The 11,857-nt window shown below is 51.3% G+C and carries 13 protein-coding genes; 4 read left to right on the plus strand and 9 right to left on the minus strand.

The features are described from left to right. Window positions 1-42 precede the first annotated feature (42 nt). A complete protein-coding gene (locus VN24_RS23840) occupies window positions 43-1,191 on the plus strand; it encodes a metallophosphoesterase (RefSeq protein WP_045672451.1) in 1,149 nt (382 codons plus the stop codon). A 101-nt stretch (window positions 1,192-1,292) separates the two neighbouring features. On the opposite strand, the gene VN24_RS23845 is transcribed toward VN24_RS23840, so the two are convergent. The 3 genes from VN24_RS23845 to VN24_RS23855 form a co-directional block, all read right to left on the minus strand. Continuing rightward, window positions 1,293-1,838, minus strand: coding sequence for an NADPH-dependent FMN reductase (locus VN24_RS23845; protein WP_045672452.1), 546 nt, complete (start codon window positions 1,836-1,838; stop codon window positions 1,293-1,295). 157 nt (window positions 1,839-1,995) lie between these two features. Then, window positions 1,996-2,652, minus strand: coding sequence for a response regulator (locus VN24_RS23850; RefSeq protein WP_082084112.1), 657 nt, complete (start codon window positions 2,650-2,652; stop codon window positions 1,996-1,998). Then, the gene (locus VN24_RS23855; RefSeq protein WP_045672453.1) at window positions 2,649-4,331 is read right to left on the minus strand and encodes a GAF domain-containing sensor histidine kinase; all 1,683 of its coding nucleotides are present in this window, start codon (window positions 4,329-4,331) and stop codon (window positions 2,649-2,651) included. The genes VN24_RS23850 and VN24_RS23855 overlap by 4 nt, the downstream gene beginning before the upstream one ends. A gap of 231 nt (window positions 4,332-4,562) precedes the next feature. Between VN24_RS23855 and xerS the strand changes: the two genes are divergently transcribed. After that, the gene (gene xerS / locus VN24_RS23860) at window positions 4,563-5,660 is read left to right on the plus strand and encodes a tyrosine recombinase XerS (protein WP_045672454.1); all 1,098 of its coding nucleotides are present in this window, start codon (window positions 4,563-4,565) and stop codon (window positions 5,658-5,660) included. Window positions 5,661-5,730: 70 nt separating this feature from the next. Beyond that, the gene (locus VN24_RS23865) at window positions 5,731-6,744 is read left to right on the plus strand and encodes an LLM class flavin-dependent oxidoreductase (RefSeq protein WP_045672455.1); all 1,014 of its coding nucleotides are present in this window, start codon (window positions 5,731-5,733) and stop codon (window positions 6,742-6,744) included. A 144-nt stretch (window positions 6,745-6,888) separates the two neighbouring features. On the opposite strand, the gene VN24_RS23870 is transcribed toward VN24_RS23865, so the two are convergent. Then, window positions 6,889-7,410 (minus strand): hypothetical protein, encoded by a 522-nt coding sequence (locus VN24_RS23870; protein ID WP_045672456.1) that lies wholly within the window; start codon window positions 7,408-7,410, stop codon window positions 6,889-6,891. 226 nt (window positions 7,411-7,636) lie between these two features. On the opposite strand from VN24_RS23870, the gene VN24_RS23875 reads away from it, so the two are divergent. Further along, complete coding sequence (locus tag VN24_RS23875; RefSeq protein ID WP_045672457.1) at window positions 7,637-8,620, plus strand: YpdA family putative bacillithiol disulfide reductase; 984 nt, start codon at window positions 7,637-7,639, stop codon at window positions 8,618-8,620. Between the two features lie 132 nt (window positions 8,621-8,752). On the opposite strand, the gene VN24_RS23880 is transcribed toward VN24_RS23875, so the two are convergent. The 5 genes from VN24_RS23880 to VN24_RS23900 form a co-directional block, all read right to left on the minus strand. Beyond that, entirely contained in the window at window positions 8,753-9,103 is a 351-nt protein-coding gene (locus VN24_RS23880) for a VOC family protein (protein ID WP_045672458.1), read from the minus strand. A gap of 163 nt (window positions 9,104-9,266) precedes the next feature. Beyond that, window positions 9,267-9,818, minus strand: a complete 552-nt coding sequence (locus VN24_RS23885; protein WP_045672459.1) for a pyridoxamine 5'-phosphate oxidase family protein — start codon at window positions 9,816-9,818, stop codon at window positions 9,267-9,269. A gap of 89 nt (window positions 9,819-9,907) precedes the next feature. Further along, a complete protein-coding gene (locus tag VN24_RS23890; RefSeq protein WP_238590956.1) occupies window positions 9,908-10,201 on the minus strand; it encodes a GNAT family N-acetyltransferase in 294 nt (97 codons plus the stop codon). Window positions 10,202-10,443: 242 nt separating this feature from the next. Then, the gene (locus VN24_RS26620) at window positions 10,444-10,902 is read right to left on the minus strand and encodes a pentapeptide repeat-containing protein (protein WP_052703126.1); all 459 of its coding nucleotides are present in this window, start codon (window positions 10,900-10,902) and stop codon (window positions 10,444-10,446) included. A 162-nt stretch (window positions 10,903-11,064) separates the two neighbouring features. Continuing rightward, window positions 11,065-11,730: a hypothetical protein gene (locus VN24_RS23900; protein WP_045672461.1), complete on the minus strand. Its 666-nt coding sequence runs from the start codon at window positions 11,728-11,730 to the stop codon at window positions 11,065-11,067. Window positions 11,731-11,857: the final 127 nt, after the last annotated feature.

Consider the following 11,857-nt stretch of genomic DNA (forward strand, 5'->3'; position numbering starts at 1 on the left):
TGATCAGCAAATTATACGATGAAGGTTGAGGGAGAGTAACAGATGCGGAACATTCGTACAATTATTTTCATCACCGGTGCGCTGCTCGTCTGGTTGGGTGTCAACTATTATATTGGCTGGCACATCGCCGTATTCCTCCAATGGACCGGGATTGATAACGGATTTATTTTTTGGCCGGCTTTTACGATCGTTACTTTCTCCTACCTGATCGGACGGGCCGGCGGCGGAACGCTGGGCCCTTTGTCCAGACTGCTCAAAGTTATCGGTTCCTACTATTTCGCGGTCATGGAATTCGCCATCCTGCTGCTCATTCCCGCCGACATTGCGGCACTGATCCTTCATGCCGCCGGAATCCCTTTCCGCACCATTGTTCAAGTGGAAGGTACTATCGTGCTTGCGCTGTTGATCATCCTGCTCGCTTGGGGAATCCGCAACGCCTGGAGCCCCGTTATTCGCTCTTACGAAATTACCGTCGATAAAGCGGCCGGTTCCCGAAAAATGCTCACGATAGCAGTCGCCTCGGATATCCACCTCGGAAACATCGTCGGCAACCGGCATTTGCGCCGCCTTCTTCACCAAGTCGAACAAATTAATCCCGATCTCATTTTGCTTCCCGGGGATGTCATCGATGATGTTCTCGAACCTTTCGTGCGCAACGTGATGAGCGACACGCTGGCAAAGTTGAAGGCGCCGCTCGGAACGTATGCCGTGCTTGGAAACCATGAGTATTACGGAGGCCATATTGCGGAATATGTGGAAAGGATGAACGCCATCGACATTCCGGTCCTTCAGGATGAGAGAATAATGGTGGACGGTTCGTTTTATTTGGCCGGGCGCAAAGACAAAACCGCCGAATCGATGGAAGAAGGAAGATTAAGCGTGGAAAAGCTGCTTGAAGGCGCCGACCGAAAGTTCCCGATTCTATTAATGGATCACCAGCCGTATCAATTTCAGCTCGCTGCCGACGCCGGCGTCGATCTTCTGCTGTGCGGGCATACCCACCGCGGCCAATTCGCCCCCAATCACTGGATTACCCGCCGCCTGTTCGAGCTGGACTGGGGTTATATGCGCAAAGCGGTCATGCATGTTTTCGTCTCTTCCGGATTCGGCAGCTGGGGCCCTCCCGTTCGTCTGGCAAGCCGCAGCGAAGTGCTGAAAATCGTCGTTCATTTCAAAAGTGCGGCAATTTAAGAGGTTTGCACAAAGAAGAGCCGTCAGAAACGCGCACTCGTTCTGACGGCTCTTTATTTTTTTGTCGTGACGGCTGCCATTCAAAGCGTTTATAACTTCGATTAAACTTTTACTGCAAGCCGCTGCGTGAATTCCAAAAAGGCGCCAAGCGCGCGGCGGATCCGCACCTCCATGTCATGGCCGACCCCGCTGCCGCCCGGCTCGAACCAATTGCGCTGTTCGCCTCCGATTGAAATCCATTCCGGCATGTTAATGCCGTGCAGGTTGCGCACAATAGCCTGCAGCTGCTGCAGCGAGCTGACGCCTACCGCCCCGCCCGATGAGCTCATGGAAAGAACCGGTTTATTGCCGAAGTGCTCCTGGCTGAGATGGTCCAGCGCATTTTTCAATACGCCCGAAATGCTTCCATGGTATTCCGGCGTTGCAAGGATGATTCCATCGGCATTCAGGACAGCTTGTTTCAATTCCTTCAGAGCCGCATGATCCGAATACGGTTGATCAGTTGAATAAAAAGGCACCGGCGACCGGTACAGGTCGAATAACTTCACGTTTGCATGTTGTTCCTTGATCAAGCCTTCCACATATTCGGCGAGCCGCGTGCTGGTGGCGCCTTTCCGGTTGCTGCCCGCAATAATGACGATATTCATGGTTCATCTTTCCTTTCTATTTCGCTTCATTTGATGCATTTATCGTACCCGATCTTCGTGATAAGGGCGTCGGCAGAGGGGATGATTTTTCGGACAAAAAAACGTCCAACTATGGGCTGAACGTTTCTACGACTTTCGTCTGATTTTTTGGGAAGCATTATCCGCCTTGACCGTACTTGATCGCATAAATCGCGGCCTGTGTCCGGTCTGCCATTCCAAGCTTATTCAATACATGGCTGACATGGGTTTTAACCGTTTTTTCGGTAATGACTAAAATCTCGGCAATTTCCTTGTTGCTCTTGCCGGATGCGATAAGCCGCAGCACCTCTTGCTCCCGTTTCGTTAACTCCGCTAATAAATCCGGATTCCGCTCCGGCGGCTTCGGCGGCTCCGCTTCGGCGATCAGGTCCATTAATTGCCCCGCCGCTTCGGGATGCAGCTCAACCTGCCCTTGATAAACCCGCCGAATCGCACGGGCCAGCTCCTCCGGTTCAACGTCCTTGAGCAAATATCCTTTGGCACCTGCCCGGATGGCGGGAAGAACATGATCCTGATCGGAAAATGAAGTCAGTACGATTACTTTGACATTCGGAAATGCCGCCTTGATTTGCTTCGTCGCTTCGATCCCGTTTAACCCGGGCATGTTCAGATCCATTAAGATGACGTCCGGCTGCAGGGCGGCTGCTTTGTCCAGCGTTTCCAGCCCGTTTGACGCTTCGCCGACAAGTTCCATATCCGATTGCGTATTTAGAAACACCTGCAGCCCTTTTCTTACCATGGCGTGATCGTCCGCCAGCAATAATCGAATCGTCACGGCTCTTCACCTCGTTCTGTTACGGATGGCAGCGGAATCGCAGCCTCGACCGTCGTTCCATGACCGATGGCGCTCGCTAGCGTAAACGTTCCTCCGAGCGCTTCGCAACGTTCCCGCATCGTCGAAAGCCCGATCGATCCAAGACCGTTGCTCGTTCCCCGATTGCGGATTCCTCGCCCTTTGTCTGCGACACGCAAAATAATTTCGCTGCCGCCCAGAATCAACGAGACCTCCGCTTTAGCGGTGCCGGCATGCTTGCTCACGTTGTTCAGCGCCTCCTGCCCGATTCGCCATAGCGCCTCTTCCACGGCATGCGGCAGCTCCCGGATGCCGGACTTATGCACCGCTAGGTCCAATTCCAGCTTCCGGCCGTATTGTTGCAGCGCTTGGACGAGTCCGGCTTCAAGTCCGGCGGGCCGCAGCTGCATAATGAGCGCGCGCATTTCTTTCAATGCGCTTTTGGAAAGGGACTGCATATCTTTTACGGCGGAGCGAGCCGAATCCAGCTGCTCGCTCGAAAGGAGCGATTCGACTCCCTTTGCCGTCATACTAAGCGAAAACAGCATTTGGGATACGGAATCGTGCAGATCGCGGGCTAAGCGGTTCCTCTCTTCCATCCGGGCAAGCTCCCGCCGGTTCTCTTCAAGACGAGCGCTTTCCAATGCGACGGCGACATGCTCCGCAATCGCTTCAAGTACTTCCTCATCAATTCGTTTCAATTTATGTGTCTTATTGCTATGGCCTACAAACAGCAATCCGGCAGCCGCTCCGCTTCCAAGCGTAACAACAGCCGCCGTTGCCGATCGGAGCGGCGGCAATACTGTCCGAAGCTCAGGCCTGTTTAACAGCCATTCTGCAGGCTTCGACTTAATCTCCTGGAAACAAATCTTGGGAGCGGCTCTGTTACACATATCAATATCGGTCATGGGAAGTTGAATAAACGGAGTATCCGTCCGCCCGCCGACATGAACGGTCCGCAGCACAATATCGTCGCCCAGAAACTCGATCATTCCCGCCGCCGGCCAATCGAAATGCTCGCCGATTAATTCAACGGCCCGATCTACCAATTGGCCGGGCGCAACGCCGCCGCTCACCACAACGCTGAGGGCACGGCTGAACTCTCCCAGCTTTGTAAACAGCTCCGCTCTTCTCTGCTCCAGGGCGTGCAGGCGCATCCGTTCCACCGCTCCGCCGATCTGAAACGCGACTGCCTGAAGCAGCGCCAGCTCCTCGCCCGCGAAATGTTCTTTTCCCGGAGCGGCCACATTGAGCACGCCGAAGTTGCGGCTGCCCGCCCTGAGCGGAACGGTCGCATGATGCGTAATCCCGCAAGTATCCCCAAGTCGGTTCGCCTCGGCATCGTCAAGCCTTTTGCAATTCAAGATATTGACGGCATTTTTCAGCCGCCCGTCCCAGAAACGATCCAGACACCAGCACGTTCCGCACCGCATCGGCTGTTTGTCTTGATGCAGCAAAGCAGGCGGCAGCCGGCGGTCGGCCGCAAATTCATAATCTGAAGTACCGTCCGACAAAAAAATCCAGCCCGTCGTCAGACCGGTTACGTCGAGCAATTTTTCCAGAACCGTATCCAGCATCGTCGTCAAATCGTTGGACTGGTTTAACTTCTCCGCAATCGTTTTGAGCGTAATCAGCTCCTGCACGCGAGGATCGTTCGTCACAGCTTGTTCTCCCTCATGGACTGATTTGCAGTCATGCCTGCATGACAGCGTTATTATCCGTTCTTTATTCGCGAATCCAAACATTAATTCCTTCGCCTTACCGATTTAAGCCCATTCTTTGATCAATAAGTTAACATATTCGGAGTTACGTTATGTTGTCCTTATTGACGGGGATTGCTAAAATAGGAATTGAAACCCGGCGTTTCGGGTCGCGATTGGAGGCGCCAATTTATGAATATTTTAAAGCAAAAAGACCGGCAGGAGCTGGACCGGCGTGTTCCGATGATGCCATGGTACGTCGAAAAATTCATCAATTACAAGCTGCCCGACCTCTCCCCTTCCTCGCTATTGGAATATGTCCGGGATTATGAGACGTTTTTCCGCTGGCTGCTGGCTGAAGGGCTGGCCGCAGGACCGACATTTGCCGAAGTCAAGCTGGAAGAGCTGGAGAAGCTCCATATGGACAGCATCGACAACTTCCGGATGTTCCTTGCGACGCGGCCGGAAAATGCCAATACCCGCACGACGGTGTCGCGGAAGCTCTCCTCCCTGCGCTCTTTGTTTCATTATTTGAGCCAAATTGCCGAGGATGAGCAGTTCTATCCGCTGCTGAGGCGCAACGTAATGGCCAAGGTATCGATCAAGCGGACTCATAAGCCGAAGGATACGGCGGCGAAGCTGGAAGGCAAGCTGCTGCAGGAAGAAGAGATCGCGGAGTTTCTAAGTTATGTCAAACGCGATTACGGAAGCGATGTGGCGTCGAACAAGCAGGCGCTGTACGCTTATAAACAAAATGTCGTGCGGGATGCCTGCATCATCAGCCTCATATTGAATTCGGGTCTGCGCGTATCCGAGGTCGTCAACTTGAATATGGACGATCTCGATCTGAAAAAGAAGCTGACGTACGTTTACCGCAAAGGTAAAAACGACGATACGTTCAAGACGCCCGTCTATTTCCGGCAGGAAGCGGTCGACGACTTAGCTGCATATATGCAGCTGCGCGATACGCATTACAAAGCCCCGAAGCGGGAAAAAGCGTTTTTTCTCGCCATTGCCAACGGCAAAAACGAAGGTTCGCGGATGACCAAGCGGGCGATCCAGGAAATGGTAATCAAATACGCCAAACGGTTCGGCAAGCCTTCGCTGTCCGTACATAAGCTGAGGCATTCTTTTGCGACGGATTATTATTTGCGCAACGACTTGTATAAGACGCAGGAGCAGCTCGGACACGCCTCCCCGGAGACGACCCAAATCTACGCTCATCTGACCGACAAAACGATGGCGGAAGCGATCGACCGCACCGAAGGCAGAAGCGCCGCCGACCGATAGAGAACCCGGTTATTCTACCAGGCGCACGCGCACGAGCAACCCTTGTATTTAAAGACGGAGGTGTTTTTCCATGCTTACCTTAAGCGTGCTCGACCAGTCTCCCGTTCCGGAAGGAAAGACGGCTTCCGAAGCGCTGGCCTATACAACGAAGCTGGCGCAGGAAACCGAAAAGCTAGGCTTCCGCCGCTTCTGGGTATCGGAGCATCACGCTTCGAACGCTCTGGCCGGCTCCAGTCCGGAAGTGCTGATCGCCCATCTGGCGGCGAATACGAAGCATATCCGCATCGGCTCCGGAGGCGTCATGCTGCCTCATTACAGCGCATATAAAGTGGCGGAAAATTTCCGGCTGCTGGAGGCGCTGCATCCCGGCCGGATCGATCTCGGCCTCGGCCGCGCGCCCGGCGGAATGCCGCTTTCCACCCGCGCGCTGCAGGAAGGCAAAACTAGATCCGTGGACCGGTACCCTGATCAAATCTCGGATTTGACGGACTATTTGCACGGTACGCCGGGAGGCCACCATCCGTTTGCCGGACTGAAGGCTTCCCCGGTCGTCGATACCGCGCCGCAGCTGTGGCTGCTCGGCTCCAGCGGCGACAGTGCCGTCATCGCGGCCTTGCAGGGAGCATCTTTCGCCTTTGCCCACTTCATTAATCCGTACGGCGGCGAGGAAGCGATGAAATACTACAAAGAGCATTTCCGCTCGTCGGTTTGGAACGAGCATCCGAATGGAATTGTAGCCGCCTTCGTCATTTGCGCGGAAACCGACGAAGAAGCGGTGCGCCTCTCCCGCAGCTTCGATCTCTCCTTCCACCTGCTGGAGCGGGGCAAGGAATGGCCCGGCTTCCCGTCCGTTCAGTCGGCCGAGGCGTATTCGTTCAACGAATTCGACATGGAGCGGATCCGGCATAACCGGCAGCGTCTCATTGTCGGCAGTCCGGAAACGGTGAAGAGAAAATTGCTTGCGCTTCAGGACGCTTACGAAACCGATGAGCTGATGATCGTCACGCTGGCCCACGATTTCGAAGCGCGTCTGAATTCGTACCGGCTTCTTGCCGAAGCGTTTCAGCTGGAGCCGACAGCTTAAAGTCTCTCCCCACGAGGCCGGGAGTTGGTCCACTCAAACGCCAAAAGACCGGGACATCTGAAGGCTCCCGGTCTTTTGGCCTGTCCTGACAGTTTGAATGTCTTTGCCGCTTCTATGCTGCATCGGCTTGTACGGTTGGGTAGACTAATTGTCCCATACTTGGGGGGAGATGCCCTCTTCCACCGCAAACTCGAAATCTTCGATGTCGTATACCTGAACCGGCACTTCCGCTTCAATCAGCTTATCCTGAAACTCGAACTGATCGGAAAGCAGCGGCAGCTCCAGCTTCGAAGCGGTGAGCAGCAGCTCGGTTTCAATCGGATCAAAATATTCCCCATATTGCGCGTTATCCAGTGCATGCACGACCGTAAACTGTATCGTATCGCTGAGCAGCAGCGGCGAACTTTCACGCCACGGCGCCTGCAGCGCCCGTTCGATTTTTTTACGGTTTAGCGGATCCTCGAAAAAAGCGATCAGCTCCCCGATTTTTTGCCTGACATACGTATCGTCCTTCGGATCGTCCATAATCGGATCGTTCCCGTCCTTCATGTCATACAGCTCAAGAATCGTCGAATACGGCAGCACATAGTCCACCGGATGACCCGGAACGAGCAATTGGCCGTAAGTCGCCACCATTACCGCCTCGATAACAAAACGTCGCCTCATCCCGCATCCCTCCTACTACTTTGAACTTTGTAAGCTAGTCTTTATTATACATGAAACCGACGCTCGTACACAGAGTCAATAGCCGAGTTTGCAGTCACAGCCTGAGCATGGTTAAAATAAAGTATCGACACAAACAGAATGGCGCAATCATAACGGAATATGAATTCACCTCGTTTATTATTTATACCGTTAACAGTAGCTGCCGCATTCAGGAGGTAAGAGATTCATGCAAAAGGAAGACGTTATTATTGTAGGCGCTGGACCATGCGGCCTTGCTGCGGCGCTCGAGCTGCAGCAGATCGGAATGAAACCGCTGATCATTGAAAAAAGAAACCTGGTCCACTCGATTTCGCAATACCCGACATACATGCATTTCTTCAGCACGCCGGAAATGCTCGAGATCGGGGATATCCCGTTTACGACTGCGCATGAGAAGCCGTCCCGGCTTGAAGCGCTCACGTATTACCGGACGGTTGCGCTGCGCCACCGGGTCCGCATCAACGCATACGAGTCCGTCAACCGGGTGACGCCGCTCGGACAAGGCTTCCAGCTCGAAAGCAAAGACCGGACCGGAGATCGCAAGCTGTATCATGCCGATGCGGTTGTGATGGCAACCGGATATTTTGATCAGCCCAACCTGCTCGGCATCCCGGGGGAAGATAGCGACAAAGTCACCCACTTTTTCCGTGAAGCTCATCCTTATACCGGCATGCGCGTCGCCATTATCGGAGGCAGTAATTCCGCCATCGACGCAGCGCTGGAGCTCGAACGCGCCGGTGCAATCGTTACGGTCGTCTACCGCGGCATGGAGTATTCGCCGGGAATTAAGCCGTGGGTGCGACCGGTTTTTGAAAGCTTGGTCGCCAAAGAGCGAATTACGATGCTGTTTCAATCGCGGGTTACGGAAATTCACCCGCACCACGTCACCATCGAAAGCGCGGAAGGAGCATTCTCGCTGCCAAACGATTTTGTGCTCGCCTTAACCGGGTTTCATCCCGACCGCGAATTTTTGACGCAAATCGGGGTGCGGATCGAACCTGAAGGCTACCCTTACTTCGATTCCGATACGATGGAAACGAATGTGCCTGGCATTTATTTGGCGGGTGTTATCGCCTCCAGACGGGAAGCCAACGAAATTTTCATCGAGACCGGCCGCTTCCACGGCCGCAAAATCGCCGCGCAACTGGCTTCGCTTCGTCAAGGCACTTAACCCTCTCCAATACAAAGCGGCCGTGCAAAACGATAAAATAACGTTTTGCACGGCCGTTTTCTTCAACAAAGAAGTTTGCTTCCATCCATTTCAATCGGATCGCTTGCAAATCGAATTTGATCCGAATCCGGATCATTTATACTGAATAAGTCCAATTCCATTTCCAACCGGGTCAACCAAGTAAGCTAAATAAAAATCGTCAAACTCCATCTTCTCTCTTACGATCTGAGCCCCCAAATCAACCGATTTGGTTATCGTTTCATCGATGTTCTGGACTTCGATTTGAATTCGGGTTCCATGAGGAAAGTCGCTAGGCCCTTTCGAAATGCCGCCATTAATTCCTTGCTTATCCGCTTCTCCCGTTGTGGCGGGGTAATATCCCCAATTAGGCTCGGCTATTTTCCAGCCAAAAACAGTAGAGTAGAAGCCGGCAGCACGTTCCGGATCTTGACTGCTCAATTCAAACGAGACAACTCGATTCATAACATTCAACCTCCCAGTTGGTATTTATTGCCACACACATTATATCGAACATACGTTCCCTTGTAAATAGTTTTTTTCGCTTTTTCCGAAATAATGTTAGCGCTTTCTAAGACAAATAAAAAGTATGTAATGAGTCATTTCCCATGGAAGCAAGGTCTTGCTTTTAGAACGAGCTTTTCCCGATCGGTGTAACGATGCCATCCATACTGACCGTGTTTTTTTTGTTCCGATATTCCGTCAGCTTGTCTTCCCCTTGTTTGTCCGCCCAGTCGACGAGCATGCTTCTGTCATCAACAAACTCATAGAAAGGGACGCTGAAGCCGCAAGACGTCTTGACGCCATGAATCTCCGAGACGATAATTTGCCTTGTCCCGGGCAGCACGTTGAAATGCCCCTTCAACTCTTCCCATGCGTTGGTTCCGGGTAAAATAACGTCCCCGTTCCCATAAAGCCTCAATATTAACGGCGTTTTCGAGAATGAAACGAACATGAACGTCATTCGATTCGTGTCCGTTAAGTGCGCGCTTGTTTCATTTCCGCTTCCCGTCAAATCGAGGTAAGCAACCTTGTTCGGAGATAATATTCGAAACACGTCGTATCCCTTTGGCGAAACATTGACGTGACCGTTTGCTCCCGCCGTCCCGACAAAAAAGAGATGCTGCTCCTTAATGAACGCTTCGTGTTCCGGCAACAGTGAATCAAACATTTTTCCCATAAGGACCGCCTCATTTCGCTCTATTAGTAAGCCATTTATTCCGCAAATGACCGCACCGGACATGCCTCCGACTGATTGCCGCGTTATTTTTACTTGCTCTCTTTCAAACCGTAACCGTCATAAACCGCTTCCCAATTCAACGGTCTAGCCATGTTCAATTTCGGATGCTCGACAATGACGCTGATCAGCCATTTGCCGAGCTCTTTTCCTCTATACTCGGGAACGACAAAAACATCTCCTAACCACGAAAACCGAACCAGATCCGATATGACACACGCAAAACCGACCTGCCTCGCTTCGCCATGAACAGGATTGCCGTCATAGATCCCATAGCAGAGCGTCGAGTTTTGAATCGATGCAGCAACGAGCTCCTTCGCGGGCACATCCGACAATTGTTCGACTTCCATACAATAAAAATAAGTAAATAACGTTTCCGACGTGAAATGCGGACAAAAGAATTAAAGACAGCTTTGGTCTCTTCGATTATTTTGGGTTCATGATTTTTTAAATGCCGATGTGACAGGTATGCCGACAAACTTCTTTTCCGCCAATTCAATAATTTCGACTGTGTTTGACATGATCGTGCTCCCATTCATAAAGTGTTTTGTTCAGCGATCATTTCTTGTCACCGGCTCTTATTCTTGAATTGTTCAATTAACTCCTTCACGGCAATTCCGTCAATCTTTAATCCGTCAATATTGCAATGGTTCAATTCGACATCCGATAAATCGCATCGATCAAAAATAGCCGTGCTCAGATTACTGTTTAGGAAAAGGACCGGTTCTACGTTAACCCAACCGTCCGTGCCGGGTTCTTCGAGCAGATGGCTTTCGTGCGACTTCGGACGGACAATATTCTCAAATACAGTTCCACCCATTTGAATCATATTGATGTGTACATTTGAAAAATAGATATGTTCCCACTTGGAGTTTACGAAATTGGTATGAGCAAAAGTCGTATTTCTCATATCAATTCCATGAAAGTTCGACCCTTTAAAACAAACCATATGAATGTTTTCGTCCCGTAAATCTTGAAGCTCAAGCCCGTTTTTCGAATCCACGATTTTCTTCTCGGAAAGCGGCATCTCGAATCTTCCCTTCTCGTTTTCTCCAATTTAATGATGGATGCGCAATAGGAGGCAATAAAAAATCCCGCCCCGTAACAGTTGACCGCTAATACTGGACTGGCTTCATCTGTTATTCGAGTCGGGATCGTTGTTGTCAGGAATATATTACCACACGCTTCTTTAGCTTGAGTAGTATAATTTTGCCTTCAAGAAGCGGGATAACGAGTCCATATGATTTCCTACGAACACATTTCGTTCCGCTTGAACGCTGCGGGCCGCCGGCGCCATCGATAGCTGAGCCGCAACGATCGCCTGATTCGGGCGCTCAGAAACCAATTGCTGAATACCTTTCGTTACGGCTTTCATGTACTCCGCTTTTCTGCCTTTCATAAGAAGCTCAAATGTATCTTCCAGCAAGACGGGCTCTGCCTGAATTTCTTTGCCTCTCTGTTTCGAAAAAGAAAGCAACTGGTCCATCGTGCCCTGGACGGTGTTCGGATTGGTAAAGAGCATCAACAGCGGCTGGCTCAAGTCGCAAATTTGTTGAAACAAAGGCTCGTCAATTTTGACGATCAGAATCGGATACGCCAGCAAATCTTCATCCCGTAATTGTGCAGTGAAATACGTGCATGTCACGAGGACGGCATCGACACGGCATTTGACGATCCAGTCTAATGTTTCGATTATTTTACGGCGTAAAATATCGCTTGTCATAGAAGGTTCGGCTTTCATGCGGTCGAAGCCGGGGTCCACAAAATGCACCCATTCGACATCAAAGCAATCGAAAGCCTGCTCTATAAGCTCAATATTGGAATGGTGTGCGTGAAAGCAGCCTATTTTTTTCATCGATTTATCACCTTACGAGACTCTTTGTCTTTTCTGCTGGATTTTCATGCATTTAAGTTAACATAATAGTAGTTATGTTTATGTAACCCGATCCAACCCGTACAGTTCTTCTGTTTTTCTCGGAAAA

It is taken from the genome of Paenibacillus beijingensis, assembly GCF_000961095.1.
Taxonomy (GTDB): Bacteria; Bacillota; Bacilli; order Paenibacillales; family Paenibacillaceae; genus Paenibacillus_O; species Paenibacillus_O beijingensis.